This window comes from Martinezella sp. CNPSo 3890, from assembly GCF_057784455.1.
Map to the genome: position 1 here is coordinate 229489 of NZ_JBXSOR010000001.1, position 15804 is coordinate 245292.

General features: G+C 60.8%; 16 protein-coding genes. 7 read left to right on the forward strand and 9 right to left on the reverse strand.

What is annotated here, in order from left to right; translation table 11 throughout:
* Position 1: 1 nt before the first annotated feature.
* The 3 genes from AC13RC_RS01110 to AC13RC_RS01120 all read right to left on the reverse strand — a co-directional run bounded on the left by AC13RC_RS01110 (position 2) and on the right by AC13RC_RS01120 (position 2901).
* Entirely contained in the window at positions 2-739 is a 738-nt protein-coding gene (locus AC13RC_RS01110; RefSeq protein ID WP_488556244.1) for a 16S rRNA (uracil(1498)-N(3))-methyltransferase, read from the reverse strand.
* 71 nt (positions 740-810) lie between these two features.
* Positions 811-2346 (reverse strand): inorganic phosphate transporter, encoded by a 1536-nt coding sequence (locus AC13RC_RS01115; protein ID WP_488556245.1) that lies wholly within the window; start codon positions 2344-2346, stop codon positions 811-813.
* 96 nt (positions 2347-2442) lie between these two features.
* Positions 2443-2901: an NUDIX hydrolase gene (locus AC13RC_RS01120; RefSeq protein WP_113390236.1), complete on the reverse strand. Its 459-nt coding sequence runs from the start codon at positions 2899-2901 to the stop codon at positions 2443-2445.
* Positions 2902-3203: 302 nt separating this feature from the next.
* Here AC13RC_RS01120 and AC13RC_RS01125 point away from each other — a divergent pair, with 302 nt between their 5' ends.
* Together AC13RC_RS01125 and AC13RC_RS01130 are read left to right on the forward strand one after the other, a co-directional pair.
* Positions 3204-4112, forward strand: coding sequence for a LysR substrate-binding domain-containing protein (locus AC13RC_RS01125; RefSeq protein WP_488556246.1), 909 nt, complete (start codon positions 3204-3206; stop codon positions 4110-4112).
* A 127-nt stretch (positions 4113-4239) separates the two neighbouring features.
* Complete coding sequence (locus AC13RC_RS01130; RefSeq protein ID WP_488556247.1) at positions 4240-5403, forward strand: adenosylhomocysteinase; 1164 nt, start codon at positions 4240-4242, stop codon at positions 5401-5403.
* A 3-nt stretch (positions 5404-5406) separates the two neighbouring features.
* On the opposite strand, the gene AC13RC_RS01135 is transcribed toward AC13RC_RS01130, so the two are convergent.
* Complete coding sequence (locus AC13RC_RS01135) at positions 5407-5970, reverse strand: O-acetyl-ADP-ribose deacetylase (RefSeq protein WP_488556248.1); 564 nt, start codon at positions 5968-5970, stop codon at positions 5407-5409.
* Positions 5971-5998: 28 nt separating this feature from the next.
* Positions 5999-6895, reverse strand: a complete 897-nt coding sequence (locus AC13RC_RS01140; RefSeq protein ID WP_488556249.1) for a LysR family transcriptional regulator — start codon at positions 6893-6895, stop codon at positions 5999-6001.
* Between the two features lie 120 nt (positions 6896-7015).
* Here AC13RC_RS01140 and AC13RC_RS01145 point away from each other — a divergent pair, with 120 nt between their 5' ends.
* From AC13RC_RS01145 to glcF, 3 genes are all read left to right on the forward strand, one after another.
* The gene (locus AC13RC_RS01145; RefSeq protein WP_488556250.1) at positions 7016-8455 is read left to right on the forward strand and encodes an FAD-linked oxidase C-terminal domain-containing protein; all 1440 of its coding nucleotides are present in this window, start codon (positions 7016-7018) and stop codon (positions 8453-8455) included.
* Positions 8452-9651, forward strand: a complete 1200-nt coding sequence (locus AC13RC_RS01150; protein ID WP_488556251.1) for an FAD-binding protein — start codon at positions 8452-8454, stop codon at positions 9649-9651. The genes AC13RC_RS01145 and AC13RC_RS01150 overlap by 4 nt, the downstream gene beginning before the upstream one ends.
* Positions 9652-9882: 231 nt before the next feature.
* Positions 9883-11202, forward strand: a complete 1320-nt coding sequence (glcF, locus tag AC13RC_RS01155) for a glycolate oxidase subunit GlcF (RefSeq protein ID WP_488556252.1) — start codon at positions 9883-9885, stop codon at positions 11200-11202.
* 48 nt (positions 11203-11250) lie between these two features.
* Here the strand turns inward: glcF and AC13RC_RS01160 are convergent, their stop codons facing one another.
* The 4 genes from AC13RC_RS01160 to AC13RC_RS01175 form a co-directional block, all read right to left on the reverse strand.
* A complete protein-coding gene (locus tag AC13RC_RS01160) occupies positions 11251-11598 on the reverse strand; it encodes a DUF6881 domain-containing protein (protein WP_488556253.1) in 348 nt (115 codons plus the stop codon).
* 75 nt (positions 11599-11673) lie between these two features.
* Positions 11674-12345, reverse strand: a complete 672-nt coding sequence (locus AC13RC_RS01165) for an outer membrane protein (protein WP_113232119.1) — start codon at positions 12343-12345, stop codon at positions 11674-11676.
* Between the two features lie 302 nt (positions 12346-12647).
* Positions 12648-13346: a L,D-transpeptidase gene (locus AC13RC_RS01170; RefSeq protein WP_113353828.1), complete on the reverse strand. Its 699-nt coding sequence runs from the start codon at positions 13344-13346 to the stop codon at positions 12648-12650.
* A gap of 216 nt (positions 13347-13562) precedes the next feature.
* Positions 13563-14345: a L,D-transpeptidase gene (locus tag AC13RC_RS01175; RefSeq protein WP_113330142.1), complete on the reverse strand. Its 783-nt coding sequence runs from the start codon at positions 14343-14345 to the stop codon at positions 13563-13565.
* Between the two features lie 302 nt (positions 14346-14647).
* On the opposite strand from AC13RC_RS01175, the gene AC13RC_RS01180 reads away from it, so the two are divergent.
* Both AC13RC_RS01180 and AC13RC_RS01185 read left to right on the forward strand, forming a co-directional pair.
* Positions 14648-15277, forward strand: a complete 630-nt coding sequence (locus tag AC13RC_RS01180; RefSeq protein WP_488556254.1) for a DNA-3-methyladenine glycosylase I — start codon at positions 14648-14650, stop codon at positions 15275-15277.
* 29 nt (positions 15278-15306) lie between these two features.
* Positions 15307-15801 carry a hypothetical protein gene (locus tag AC13RC_RS01185; RefSeq protein ID WP_173002507.1) on the forward strand — a complete coding sequence of 165 codons (495 nt, stop codon included), beginning with the start codon at positions 15307-15309 and terminating at the stop codon, positions 15799-15801.
* Positions 15802-15804: the final 3 nt, after the last annotated feature.

Below are 15804 nucleotides of genomic sequence, written 5' to 3' on the forward strand. Positions count from 1 at the left end.
CTCAGTTCCAGTCGCCGATCGTGGCCTGGATCACCGCCATGGCCGCAACAGCCGCCGTATCGGCACGCAGGATACGCGGGCCAAGCGGAATGGCGGTGACGAAATCGAGGCTGCGCAAGAGGGAGCGCTCTTCTTCGGAAAAACCGCCTTCGGGGCCGACCAGCAGCGCCAGATGCTTCTCCTTTACCCGCGTCAAAAGCGGCAGCGGATTTTGGCCGGCATCGCCCTCGTCGCAATAGATGATGCGGCGCTCGCGCGGCCAGCGGGCGAGCAGATCGGCAAGCTTCACAGGTTCGGCTACGTCGGGAATGCCGAGGATGCCGCACTGCTCTGCCGCCTCGATGACATTGGCCCTGACCTTGTCGAGGTTGGTGATCTTGCCTTGCACATGCTGTGTCATCACCGGCTGCAAGAGGCCCGCGCCCATTTCGACCGCCTTCTGCACGAGATAATCCAATCGCCCGACTTTCAGCGGCGCGAAAAGGTAGTGCAGGTCGGAGGGGGCCGGCTGCGGGCGTGTCTCCTCGACCGGCGTCAGCAGGATGCGCTTGCGGGTGGGGAATGAGACACGGACTTTCCACTCTCCGTCGCGGCCGTTGAAGACAAGAAGTTCAGCACCATCCTCCATGCGCAGCACGTTGGCGAGATAGTTGAACTGATCCTGGTCAACCTCGATGGCGGTACCAGCCTTGATGTCTGCCGTCACGTACAGCCGCTGCATGCGGAAATTGGCGCGCATGGATTACCCCCGGAATTAACTGGAACACTGAGATGGAGCGGCTCGAAGATCCGGCGAGAAGCCGAACCGCTCTAAATGAAGAGCGCGACCATAACCCAATATACGGCGGCGGCAAGCAGGGCAGCGACCGGCACGGTGATCGCCCAGGCGGCGATGATGGTCATGAAATGCGAGCGGCGCACGAGCCGGCGGCGATGAACCTCATCGGGATTGCGCTCATCGGTGGCTTCCGGCTCGCTCCAGGGTATGCCCGCCGCCTCGGCCTTTTTACGCATATAGTCAAATCGCCGCTTGGAACGGACGGTGGACCACTCGCGAAAGAAGCCAACGCCGAAGACCGCGCCAACGGTAATGTGGGTCGAGCTCACGGGGAAACCGAACCAGGCGGCGACGATGACGGTGAGGGCCGCAGACACGGCGACGCAATAGGCACGCATCGGATTGAGCTTGGTGATCTGTTCGCCAAGCAGACGGATGAGCCGCGGCCCATAGAGCAGAACGCCAACGGAGATGCCGCAGCCGCCGATCATGACGACCCAGAAGGGCGCCTTCTGCGTGGTTGTTTCGGCCAACACGGTGAGCGAGCCGCCAAGCCCGACATCGCGAACGATCGCAGCGAGCGGGCCGATGGCGTTGGCGACGTCGTTGGCGCCATGCGCGAAGGACATCAGGGCTGCCGAACAGATCAGCGGCAGGCGGAAAAGCTTGCGCAACGAGCTGTTCTTGTTTTCCAATCCCGCCGATTGCGCCGCCACAAGCGGCCATGCGCCGAGCCACGCGATGATGCCGACACTGAGGCCGATCGCAAGATTGAGGATATTGGGTATCGTACCTTTGGGTTCGAGCTGGACCACGAGATAGCCCGAGAAGGCGCCGGCCATCAGTCCGATCAGGATCGGAATCCAATATCTGGCGGCGGCAATCTTGTCGTCGCGATAGATGATGAAGGTCTCGATGAAGTAGAGGATGCTGGCCGCGATGGTGCCGCCGAGAAAGGGTGTTATCACCCAGCCGGCCGAGATGGCCGCCAGCGTGTTCCAGTTCACGAGTTCCGGGCCAACAGCGGCAAAGCCTGCACCCACGACGGCGCCGACGATCGTATGGGTAGTCGAGACGGGGGCTTTCAGCCAGGTGGCGAAATTGATCCAGAGTGCTGCGGCAAGCAGGGCCGCCATCATCAGCCAGGCAAGTTTGCCGATGCTGACGATGCGATTGGTATCGACGATATGCGTCGAGATCGTATTGATGACCGGGCCGCCGGCAATCGTCGCGCCGAGGATCTCGAAGATGGCGGCCATGACGAGGGCCTGCGTCATGGTGATCGCGCGCGCACCGACTGCCGCACCGACATTGTTGGCGACGTCTTTCGCGCCGATGTTCATGGCCATGTAGCCGGCAAGGGCTACGGCGGCAAAGATCAGCGTCGCGCGCGGCTGGTTGAAAACGTAGATGCCGGCGAAGACCATGGCGAGACCGAGGAAGATCAGGCCGATACCCGGCGCCACCAGACGCCTCGTGACGTGATGCGTCGCGTCCTCGACATAGGTGAATTTGTCGAGGTCCTTGTCGAGCGTCCTTTTTACAGGTGTGGCCGGTCGGTCGGGCATGCGATTCTCTGAATCAAAACTCTCGTATTGCGCTGACCGATAAGGCGCGCAATATCCACCAAGCATACTGGCACAGTTTTTTGTGAGTAATGTGGCTTACTCGGCCTGCGAAACCACCGGAGCGGCCGGCATCCGGCGGGCGAAGGCGAGAATGAGATCGTGCAGTTCCGGTTCGCGAACGCGTTCGGCTGCTTCCTCGCAGGAGACCCACTCCATGGAGCGCTCGCCCTTTTCCTTGAAGTTCTTGACGAGTTCGTTGACTTCGAGAGCGTAGACCTGCACGCGGCATGGCACCTGGATGCCGTCCTTGAGCACCTTGTCGTAGCCGAACGAGCCGAGCGGCTCAGTTTCCACCACGCCGCGCACGCCTGCCTCTTCATAGGCTTCGCGAGCAGCAACTTCATGGGAGAGCTTGCCGGGCATAGGCCATCCCTTGGGGATGACCCAGCGACCGGTGTCGCGGCTGGTCAGCAACAAAATCTCAAGATGACCGGTTTTCTTTTTCACCCGATAACAAAGCGCAGCATATTGCTGTCGCGGCGGACGCCGAAACATGAGTTGCACATCATTTGCTATGCGGCTGAGAAAGGCCAATTGTCGGTTCACCTTTGAGAGTTGGAGTGAAGGCTGGAATCTATATTATCACGGTGCGGAAAAATTTTGCGCTCCATATAAGGCTATATGGTATTTCCCCACAAAATTATTGAGTGTTGCGTAGAGAAAAATGCAAAGATTTGTCTTCTGATATTCGCCAGCGATTGTGCTGAAAGCGACATTCAACAGCATTTTCGTGCCGCAGATGGCGCAATCGTATGGATGTGGCTGCTATCGTTTTGGAAAGAAAGAAAAAACTTATTATGTCCGAACGCATCCCGCCTCGACGCCTGCCGCCCTTGAACGCGCTGCGTGCCTTCGATGCGGTTGCGCGCTGCGGCAGCATCCTGAAGGCGGCCGATGAGCTTGGCGTCGTGCGCGGGGCTATCAGGCAACAGCTGAACCTGCTGGAGGCACATTTTGGCGTACCCCTGTTCGACCGGGAGAATGGCAGGCTGGTGTTGACGGCGAAGGGCAGGGCATTCGCCGATTCCGTTGGTGTCGCCTTTGGCATCCTCACGCGGGCCTCCGCCGAACTTTCCGTTGGCGAACCGCGGTCGATTCGACTCGGCGTTCCCTCGGCTTTTGCCGTCTGGTGGCTGATGCCGCGCGTCGCCGCGCTTCAGACGGCACTTCAGGATATCGATATCGACATCGTGCCGATGGCGACAGTCGAGCCGCTTGCCAAGCGCCCCGACCTCGAAGCGGTCATCATGGGCGGCGAATACCGGCCGATGCGCGATATCACCGCTATCCGCTTCATGGAGGATGAGTTCGGTCCCATCGCAACGCCCGATGTCGCCGATCGCCTCGGACTTGCCAACGGTGTTCCGGCACTTGCCGGAGCTGTTGCCCTTGCAAGCCGTTCCGCCCCGAGCCTGTGGGAGGATTGGTTTGCCGAAAGCGGTCACGCCCCCATCCGCTTTGCCGGCAGTCGCGAATTTGAAGACCTGCTGCTTGCGCTCGGCGCCGCCCGCTCGGGCCTCGGGGTCGCCATCGCCCCGCGCACCGCCATTGGCGAGGATTTCGATCGCGGCACTTTGGTCGCGCCCTTCGGCTTCATCCGTAGGCCGGCGGGCTATAGCCTCAGCATTCGCAGCAGCGATGTGAAGGATCCGGCGTTGGTACGATTGGCGGATTGGCTAAGCGAGGCAGGGGCCGAACCGACTTAGCACAACATCAAAGCGAGACGCATTCATATGGCAGATTTTCTGCCATGCAACGCAGCGCAATGTCCATCGACACCTCCTTTGCGATCATGCCAGATCGCGGCATCGAACCAACCGGCAGGAGCGCATCATGGATCAGTCTTCTTCTCTTTCGCGTATCGACTGGGTGGCGCGCAGCTGCCGTCTGCTGGCGACCACAGCAGCGGAATTTCGTGACACAAAGCCCTTTGCCGGCCTCACAATCGGCACCGGCATTCACCTCGAGCCGAAGACCGTTGCGCTGCTAATGACGCTGCGTGCCGGCGGCGCGGATCTCGTCTGCACTGGCAATCTCAACAGCACCCAGCCGGAAACGGTGGACTATCTGCGCGCTCAGGGCATCAAGGTCTTTGCGACACAGACCCGCGACGCTGAGGAGCATGGTGCGAGTCTCGACGCGATCCTGGCGGAAAAGCCGGACCTGCTGCTCGACAATGGCGGCGATCTCTTCGCCCGCGCGGCCGGTAGGCCCTATGCTAATCTGCTTGGCGGCACCGAGGAAACCACATCCGGCCGCACCCGGCTGATGCCGATGCGCGACAAGCTCAACATGCCGATCCTCGTCATCAACGACAGCCCGATCAAGCAGTTCGCCGAAAACCGCCATGCTGTCGGGCAAAGCCTATTCGAGAGCTATCTGCGCTTCACCAACCGCTCCACCAATGGCAAACATGTGACCGTCTTCGGTTACGGTGCCTGTGGCAAGGGCACCGCTACATGTTTCCGCAATGCATTCTCCACCGTCAGCGTTGTCGATATCGATCCGGTCACGACGCTTGAAGCACATCTCGACGGCTTCACGACGCCGCTGCGTGAATCGGCGATCCGCTCTGCCGATATCCTGATCACTGTGACAGGCTATCCGGACATTATCACGGTTGCCGATCTGCCCTTGATCAAGGACGGCGCGATCCTGATGAACGGCGGCCACTTCCCGCATGAGATCGATGTCGAAGGCTTCCGCGATAGTCCCGATGTCGCCGGCGTCGATCAGTACGAAGCTGAGCAGATCGAGACCGTCCGCATGCGAGATGGCCGTGCCTTCCACATTCTCGGCGGCGGCCACATGGCCAATCTGGCCGGCCCGCGTCCGCTGGGGAATACCGTCGAATCCATGGATCTCGGCTTTGCCCTGCAGGCGCGATGCCTGGAGAGGGTCGCCAAGGGCAGCCTTGGCAAGGAAGCCTGCGTCATTCCCGTTCCCACTGACATCGATGCCCTAGTCGCCTCCGCCTATCTCAACCTCGCGCGATAGGCATCAGGCTCCGGACAGCGCCTGCGGCAGCAATCGGTCGTAAAGTGCCGCCATTTCGCCGCCGAAGCAGCAGAAGATGATCTCATCGAAGGCGCCATCCTCGCTTTCGGCAAGGGTAGTGCGGATCGCGATTCCCGCTGCCGGCTCGGCGGGAAAGCGATAGACGCCGGTGGAAATGGCAGGAAAGGCGATGGTCTTCAGATCGTGTTGCCGGGCAAGGTTGAGACTGTTGCGATAGCAGTCGGCAAGCAGCTCCTCTTCGCCATGGTTTCCGCCATTCCAGACGGGGCCGACCGTATGGATCACATGCGTTGCAGGCAGGCGATATCCGCCGGTCATCTTTGCCTGGCCGGTCTTGCAACCATTCAGCGTCCGGCATTCCGCCAGGAGATCCGGCCCGGCGGCGCGATGGATCGCCCCGTCCACGCCACCGCCGCCGAGCAGGCTGCTATTGGCCGCATTGACGATGGCATCGACCGAAAGCTTGGTGATATCGCCAAGCATCACGGTGAGGCGCGTCTTCGAGTTGAGATCAAGATCGGAACGGATGGTCTCGGGCGCGGACATGACGGTCTCCTCGATCCTATAAGGGTTCTCATCGCTCCCAATAGGGAACAGGACCGTAAAGTTCCGCCAGGAAGTCGATGAAGACGCGCACTTTCGCCGGCAGGAACTGCCTGCTGGGGTAAACGGCTGATAGCGTCACATTGTGCGAGCCTTCATAGGTCGGCAGCACCTGAACAAGGCGGCCGTCCCGCAATTCCGGCCCGATATCCCAGGTGGAACGCAGCGCAATGCCGAGGCCGGCGATGACGGCTTCGCGCACGACCTCGCTGGAATTGGTGATGAGCCTGCCTTCGGGGCGGAAGATCAGGCTGCCTTTTGGCCCCTCCAGCCGCCATGGATCGAGATTGTGCGCAGGTAGGCAGATATGCCGGCGCAGATCGTCGATATCCTCGGGCATGCCATGGGCCTCGATATAGGCAGGGGAGGCGCAGAGCACACGACGCACCGGCGCGAGCCTGCGCGCGACGAGACTGGAATCCGTGAGCTCGGCAATGCGGATGGCAAGATCGAAGCCGCCGCCGACGATATCGACGAATTCGTCGCTGAGCACCAGATTGAGCGCCAGTTCGGGATGCGCCTGCATGAAGGATTTCAGATGCGGTGCGATGTGCATCCGGCCGAAGGATGTTGGAGCGGAGATTTTCAGGGTGCCGTGCATCTGCGAAGAGCGCCCGGCAATATAGGCTTCCGCTTCTTCCAATCCGGCAAGAATGGCAAGCACCCGATCGTAGAAACCCTGACCCGCTTCCGTCAGCGAAATCTGCCGCGTGGTACGCTGCAGAAGCCGCGTGCCGAGCCTGTCTTCAAGGCGCTTGATCCGCTTGGAAATGACGGCCGGCGAAAAGCCGAGTGCGCGGCCTGTCAGGGACATGCTGCCGGTCGCAACTACGCTGGCGAAGATTTCGAGATCTCCTAAATTGGTCATGCAGAATTATTTCCTGTTTTGGAATAAGTGCTTATCATTTGCTCCAAACTTGGGAAAGCGCTAAGCCTGTAATGCGCTAAAAGGGGCTGCGTCCGTAATGGGATGCAGAAGGAGGACCGCATGGCCGAGGCCATTTCATTTCTGGAGCCGCGTGCGGATGTTCTGGCGCGGCGCAGCGCGATCGTTGCCGACCTCGCGGATCTTCTCGCGCCGGAATGCCTGATCCACGAGCAGCGCGAACTCGTGCCCTTCGAAACCGATGCCTTCGTGTCCTATCGCCGCCTGCCGCTCGCCGTAGCCTTGCCACGCTCGACGGCGGAAGTGGCGGCCGTCATGAAATATTGTCACCGCTACGGCATTCCCGTCGTGCCGCGCGGTGCCGGCACATCGCTCTCCGGCGGCGCCATCCCGCAGGAGGATGCCGTCGTTCTCGGCCTCTCCAAGATGAACCGCATCCTCGATATCGATTATGCCAATCGCACCGCGACCGTGCAGGCGGGGGTGACGAACCTGCTCGTTTCCGAAAGCGTCTCGGCCGACGGCTTCTTCTATGCGCCCGACCCGAGTTCGCAGCTTGCCTGCACCATCGGCGGCAATATCGGCATGAATTCCGGCGGCGCCCACTGTCTGAAATACGGTGTCACGACGAACAATCTGCTCGGCGTCAAGCTGGTGTTGACCGACGGCACCGTCATCGATCTCGGCGGCAAGGCGCTGGATGCGTCGGGCTACGATCTGCTCGGCCTTGTCTGTGGCTCCGAAGGCCAGCTCGGCATCGTCACCGAGGCGACGGTGCGGCTCATCGCCAAGCCGGAAGGCGCCCGGCCGGTGCTCTTCGGCTTCGACAGTTCCGAGGAGGCCGGCGCCTGCGTGGCCGATGTCATCGCCGCCGGGATCATCCCTGTTGCCATTGAATTCATGGACAAGCCGGCGATCGAGATCTGTGAAGCCTTTGCCAAAGCCGGCTATCCCCTCGATGTAGGGGCCTTACTGATCGTCGAGGTTGAAGGCTCGGAAGCCGAAATGGACGATATGCTGGCTAGCATTATCGCCATTGCCCGCACCCACAAGGTCAAGACCGTGCGCGAATGCCAGTCGGCGACCGAGGCGGCGTTGATCTGGAAAGGCCGGAAATCCGCCTTCGGTGCCACTGGCCGCATTGCCGACTATATCTGCATGGACGGCACCGTGCCGCTCAGCCAGCTCCCCTATGTCCTGCAGAAGACGACGGAGATCGTTGATCGCTATGGCCTGCGCGTCGCCAATGTTTTCCACGCAGGCGATGGCAATATGCATCCGCTAATCCTCTTCAATGCCAATGACCCCGATGAGGCAGCCAGGGCGGAAGCGGCCGGCAACGATATCCTGCGGCTCTGCGTCGATGCCGGCGGTTGCCTCACCGGCGAGCATGGTGTGGGCATCGAGAAGCGCGACCTGATGCGTCATCAATATGCCGATGTCGATCTTGCCCAGATGATGTCGGTCCGCGCGGCCTTCGATCCCGGCTGGATTCTCAATCCTTCCAAGGTCTTCCCGCTCGACGGACGCAGCGCCGCATGACGGAATTTCATCCCAGGACTGAGGAGGAAGCGGCCTCCATCATCAGTGATCATGCCGCGCGCGCTGCGGCTCTTGCAGTCGTCGGCGGCAATACGCGATCCGGCTTCGGCAATGCGGTTGCGTCCGAAGCGGTGCTCTCGTCATGTGGCTTGACCGGTATCGTCGCATACAATCCAGGTGAGATGGTGATGACGGCTCACGCCGGCACCCCGGCCGCGGAGATCGAGGCCGCTCTTGCCGAGGCCGGCCAGATGATGGCCTTCGAGCCCATGGATCATAGGCCGCTGATGGCGACTGAAGGTGAGCCGACGATCGGCGGCATCTTCGCGGCCAATGTCTCCGGGCCGCGCCGTTTCGTCAGCGGTGCCGCGCGCGACAGCCTGCTCGGCGTCCGCTTCGTCAATGGCAGGGGTGAAATCGTCAAGGCCGGGGGGAGGGTGATGAAGAATGTCACCGGCCTCGATCTGGTCAAGCTGATGGCCGGCTCGCACGGTACGCTCGGCCTTCTGACCGAAGTAACGTTCCGCGTGCCGCCAAAGCCGAAGACGGAGGAAACGATCGTCGTCTCCGGCCTCAACGATGCGGAAGCCGCCAATGCCATGGCTGCGGCCATGGCTCTGCCGCTCGAGGTATCGGGCGCCGCCCATCTGCCGCTGACCGTCGCCTGGTCCTTTCTCGACGGCAAGCTGCCACAAGGGGAAGCGACTGTGCTGCGCATTGAGGGTCTCCCCGGCTCTGTCTCGGTCCGCGGCGAAAAGCTTACCGCCGCGATGGCCCGGCTCGGGTCGGTGAAGCGCCTTGCAGAAGACGACAGCCGCAGGCTCTGGCGCGAGATCCGCGATGTAAAGCCCTATGCGGATGGCACGACGCGCCCCGTTTGGCGTGTGTCCGTGGCACCCAGCATCGGCCACCAGCTCGTCGCGGCACTTCGCTTGGAAGAAGGCGTGGATGCCTATTATGACTGGCAGGGTGGTCTTGTCTGGATGCGCATGGAAGCAGAACCCGAAGGCGATATGCTCAGGCGCTACATTCAAGCTTTAGGCGGTGGGCATGCCACCTTGATGCGCGCCACCCCCGCCCACCGCGCGACGACAGCGGCATTCCAGCCGCAGCCCGAAGCGGTGGCGCTGCTGTCTGCGCGCGTGAAGGAAAAGTTCGATCCGGTGGGGATTTTCAATCCGGGGAAGATGGGGTGATGCGGATGGAGTCTTTGGCTGGTTACCCCCTCACCCTAACCCTCTCCCCGCGGGGGAGAGGGAATGACCTTGTTTGCCGCGATTCCACGATTTTCTTTCCGGCAGGGGAGGAGGAAGATGGATTCCTCCTTCTCCCCCTGGGGAGAAGGTGCCCGACAGCGCGGATGAGGGGGCTCGACGGGATATGATGGGCGCCTTTGTTCTGGTAGGAAAGAATCGAGGGCTCGGCTGATGCAAACCAATTTCACGCCCGAACAGCTTGCCGATCCGCATGTGGCCGAATCCGAGGCGATCCTGCGCAAATGCGTGCATTGCGGCTTCTGCACCGCCACCTGTCCGACCTACGTGACGCTCGGCAATGAGCTCGACAGCCCGCGCGGCCGCATCTATCTCATCAAGGATATGCTGGAAAACGGCCGGCCAGCCGATGCCGAAGTGGTAACACATATCGACCGCTGCCTTTCCTGCCTTGCCTGCACCACGACCTGTCCCTCAGGCGTCGATTACATGCACCTGATCGACCATGCGCGCGTTCATGTCGAGAATACCTACAAACGTCCGCTGATGGACCGGCTGACCCGCAATGTGCTGGCCGCTGTTTTGCCCTATCCCCGCCGGTTCCGGCTGGCCCTGCAGCTTGCGAACTTTGGCCGACCGTTCAAGGGGCTGTTGAAGCGCGTTCCAGCATTGAAGGCTTTCGCTGCCATGCTCGATCTTGCGCCGCGCAGCATCCCAGCGCCATCTGCCTTTGCCAAGCCCGCCCGCTACGAGCCGCAAGCGGAGCGGCGCGGTCGCGTGGCGATCCTGACGGGCTGCGCCCAGCCGGTGCTCGATCCCGAAATCAACGCGGCCACCATCCGCCTGCTGACGCGCCTCGGTGTCGAGGTCGTCGTGCCGGAGGGGGAAGCGTGCTGCGGTTCGCTGGTTCATCACATGGGCCGCGAGGAACAGGCGCTCGCCGCCGCCCGCGCCAATGTCGATGTGTGGCTGCGCGAGATCGAGGCCGGAGGGCTTGATGCCATCATCGTCACCGCCTCAGGCTGCGGCACGACGATCAAGGATTATGGTCATATGCTGCGCCTCGATCCGGCCTATGCAGACAAGGCGGCAAGGGTCTCGGCGCTTGCCAAGGACGTCACGGAATATCTCGCAAGTCTCGACCTTCCGTCACATATGCCGCGCGGCATCGCGGTCGCCTATCATTCCGCCTGCTCCATGCAGCATGGACAGAAGATCACTATGGCGCCGAAGCTGCTTTTGAAGGCGGCCGGCTTCACGGTGCGCGACCCGGCGGAGGGACATCTTTGTTGCGGCTCGGCCGGCACCTACAACATCATGCAGCCGGAAATTTCGGCCGAGCTGAAAGCGCGCAAGGTCAGGAACATCGAGGCGACGAAAGCCGATATCATCGCAACGGGCAACATCGGCTGCATCACCCAGATCGCGACAGGGACTGGTATTCCCATCCTGCATACGGTGGAGCTGCTGGACTGGGCCTATGGCGGCGAGATGCCGGCGAAACTGAAGGGCCTGCAGTCGGCTGCTGCTTAGAGCAATTCCAGGAAAAGTGCAGAGCGGTTTTTCGTCTGGAATTGCGTCCTAATGCAGCTTGTCCGGCGTGGGCAGGCGATGAGCCTGCCATTCGACCTCGAACCGGTCGGCGGCAATCTGCGTCATGCTGATGCGATCCTGTCCTTCCTCGAAGAAGAGGCCATCCACCAGGCCGGCGATGCCGTCATAGAACGAGCCTTCCACAAGGCTGGTGACCCGCGGCCTCTCACGGCCCAATGCAGCATAGTCGGCAACCGACATACAATGCCGGCGGCCGTCCGCGAACACGTCGATCAGTCGCGGAACATCGCCGGCGACATCGACTTCATAATAAACGATGACTGGCTCCTCGCTTTCCGGATGGATCCAGTCACATTGGTAGTAGAAAAAGCTCATGGCTGAAGCATAGCACAGGATCCCCCAAGCCTGAACCGGTTTGAGGGATCGATTGCGACTTCAGCCTGAGGAACGTCAGAAGTTGAACGAAACGCCGAAGTCGAGCGCGTGCGTAAAGACCCTGGTCTTCAGCGTATCGCCGCTATCGATCGAGACGTTGTTCACGAAGTTGTAGTTGCCCTTATATTCGACGAAGGTCGACCAGTGCTTGGCGAACTGATAGCTGACGCCCGCCTGTGCCTGCAGCGAAGCACCGCCGAACTGGTAGTCGAAGGTTGTGCCCGATGCGCGGGTGACTTCGACGTGCGGCACGTTGATACCGGCGCCGAGACCGACATAGGGCGTCCAGTTGCGGCTCGGATCCTGGAAGCGGTAGAGCGCGTTCAGCGTCAGCATGTTCAGGCCGTCTGTGAATTCGAAATGCGACCAGCCGGGCGTATTGCCGAGATCGCCATAGACCTTCGCATGGGTATAATCGAGCGACACGCCCCAGTTCGGCTTGTCGAACTCATCGAGCCACCAGATGCCGCGGAAGCCGAAATAGGGCGGCATCTTGAAGGATTTGCCCGACCAGTTCGGGTCGAAATCGGCGCCGTCCGACGTGGTCACATTGCTGCCCGTCGCGCCCTGTATGCCGCCGTAAGCGGAAAATTGCATCTCTGCCGAGGCAGAGCTTGCGGCAAATATGAATGCGGAAGTCGCAAGCGCGGCGAATGCCGGCTGCTTGATGCGAAATGCACGATGCATATGAAATCCCCGAATGCCAAAGTGCCGCCATCTAAACGCGCTTCCATGACACTTCTATTGCAGTCATGGGTAGGCAAGTACGGCTTAGGCGGGAAAACTGACGTCAAACTGAAGGCGACGCGCCGTTTTTCAGCGGTGCAGCGTGATAAGTTTCAGGCTGTAACACCGGCGCAACAGTGTCTCCATCCGCGCCTGCACGCAATGAGCTATTGCAAGTGATACGGGCATCCTTCCGGGGCGTGAATGATGCCATGCCAGGAAAGGACGCCCGTTATCTTGATGCCTGATTCGGGCGGAGGCTATCAGCCGCCGAACAGGGTTCTCAGCACATCGACGCCGCGATCCTGGTAGCTGACCTCGCCCTGTTTGTTGCCGGGACCGACGACGATGACCTTCGTGCCGACCGGAACGCGGTCATAGAGATCGATCACATCCTTGTTCATCATGCGGATGCAGCCGGAGGACATGTTGAGGCCGATGCTCCATGGCTGGTTGGTCCCATGGATGCGGAAGGCGGTGTCGTTACCGTTGCGATAGAGGTACATGGCGCGCGCGCCGAGCGGGTTATCTTCGCCGCCTTCCTGATAGGCCGGCAGCTTGTGGCCCTTTTTGGCTTCGCGAACGATCATTTCCGGTGGCGGAGTCCAGCCGGGCCATTCCGCCTTGCGGCCGACCTTGACCACGCCCGACCAGCCGAAGCCGTCGCGGCCAACGCCGATGCCGTAGCGTCTTGCGCGATTATTGCCTTCGACGAGGTAGAGATACTTGTTGTTGGTGTCGACGATGACGGTGCCCGGCTCCTCGTTCGTTGCCAGCCGCACCATGCGCCGCTGAAACTGCGGCTTTACCTGGCCTTGCGGTTCCATCGCCACCTTGATTACGTCGGCGCGCGTGGCCGACGTCGCAATGGGTGCTGAAGCGGTGAAGGCTGCTGCGTTCGATGCTGCAAGAAGACACGCCGCAACGACACCTGTCGTCACGATCGACAATGCTGCTTTCATAATGGCATTCCCCTCGTTGAATTCGCTAGGAAACTACCGGAACCGACGAAGGGATCAAGATCAAAATGCCCGATAAGGAGAATGGCCTGGAAGAACCGGCCTCTCTTCTATCGCGGATCAGACTATAGTCTGAACTATAGTGGAGGGCTTTCCGGTGCGGCGAATACTGCCCCTTCGATGGGATAGTATCGCCGCATAGGTCCCTGTCCTTCAAGATTACATGACGGTGACGCGGGTGCCGACCTTGACGCGGTTGTAGAGGTCGATGACATCCTCGTTGCGAAGCCGGATGCAGCCGGAGGAGACGGCACTGCCGATCGTCCAGGGTGCGTTGGTGCCATGGATGCGATAGAGGGTGGAGCCGAGATACATGGCGCGGGCGCCGAGCGGATTGCCTTCACCGCCTTCCATGTGCGCCGGCAGATAATGGCCCTTGGCTGCTTCGCGGGAGATCATTTCGGCCGGCGGCGTCCAGTCCGGCCATTCCTGCTTGCGGGTCACGGTGTGAGCGCCGGCCCATTCGAAACCCGGCTTGCCGACGCCGACGCCATAGCGCCGCGCCTTGCCGCCATCCATCACCAGATAAAGGAAACGGTTGTTGGTATCGATGACGATGCTGCCGGGCTTTTCCTTCGTCTGATAGTCGACGATCTGCGGCAGGAACTGCGGATCGATCTGGCCACGGATTGCCGGATATTGCGGACGGGCCATGGCGACCTGCTGCACGGCGGGACGTGCAAACAGCCCGCGCGGCTGCACGACTTGGCGCACCTGCGGATTGGCCTGCTGCTCCATTCTGGGATCGGCGGCGCGGCGCGCCATCGGGCGGGGATAGACGACCGGCTGCACGTTGCCGCCGCCAAGCTGCATCACCCAGGGGGCGGTCAGATCGGGACTAACGATGACGGGCGGGCGCGACTGATAGCGATCGTCGGCAAAGGCGGTGGAGGCAAGCAGGCTTAGAGCGCCCGCGGCAAACAGGACGGCATGTTTCATCATCGGACAAACTCTCTACACATGGGCCGAAGATGGGCGCGAAAGCACCCGGTCGAAACCATGGTGCCACTTGCACGCGAGCGAATGGTAAACATCTATTCATCAAAATGCCGCGAAGCCGATAAAGCTTTGTCAGGGTTACCGCTTGGTTTGGAAAGATGGTTTGCAAGTGGTAAATCATGAATCGGAATGCGCGGTCGTCGAAGTCAGTCTATGAATTTAAGCGTTTGATTGATCTCAATTTATCCGATAGTGGCTTACCGGCTCCCGGTAGCGCGTGCTGAAATAGGGGACGAAACGCGAAAATGGCCGAAACAGGCATTATCACCGGCGAAGATGGCAAGGACCGCTGCTTCTGGCACGGCAATCTGCCGGAATATCAGCGCTATCACGACGAGGAATGGGGGCGGCCTGTTGTCAATGACATCAGACTCTTCGAGAAGATCTGCCTCGAAGGCTTCCAGTCAGGCCTGTCCTGGCTGACGATACTGCGCAAGCGCGAGAATTTTCGCGCCGCTTTTGCGGGCTTCGATTTCGGGAAAGTCGCCAAGTTTGGCGAGGCTGATATCGAGCGCTGCCTCGGCGATGCCGGCATCATCCGTCATCGCGGCAAGATCGTTTCCACCATCAACAATGCTCGCCGCGCCATTGAGATGCGCGACGAATTCGGTTCGCTCGCCCGCTATTTCTGGAGCCATGAGCCGACCGCCGCCGAGCGACCGGAGATCTTCGACCTTGCCCATCTGCGCGCCAATCCGACTACAGCGGCTTCGGTGCGGATTTCGAAGGATCTGAAGAAACGCGGCTGGACCTTTGTCGGCCCGACCACAGTTTATGCCTTCATGCAGGCCATGGGCCTGGTCAACGACCACATCGAGGGCTGCTATTGCCGGAAAGAGGTGGAGGCGATGCGTTGCGCATTGGTGCGACCGTGAGAGCTGTGCTTCTTTGTCTTTCGCTGACGATGGTTGCGCTGTTCAACGCCGCAGTGGCCCATGCGCAAAGCAATACCCAGCAACAGCAGCTGCCGCAGCTCGATCGTGGCGAAAAGCTTGAAAAGATCGCCCTGCCGGCCGTCCTCGAGCGGCTGACGGGCTGGACGAAATTCGGCAAAGGCAAGGTCTACATGCTGCCGCTGAAGAAGGGCCAGCATGTGCGGATTACCTTCAGCTCGAAGAGCAAATATGCCTATATGGCGATCTTCGACCTCTCGTCGAGCGAGGATGAATCCTTCTTCGGCACGGATGAAGACGGCAACACCGCCGACGTCACCGTCAATGAGGATACGACCTGGCTGATCAAGCCCTATTATTCGCGCGTCACGCGCCGGCGCGGTCTCGGTGCGCCATACGAGATCCTCATCGACCCCAATCCGCCGGCCGCGCAGCAGGCGCCGGCTGATCAGCAGAAGGATCAGGGACCGATGCTGTTTCCGCCGCGTTCGAAGCAGGGACAGTAAGGG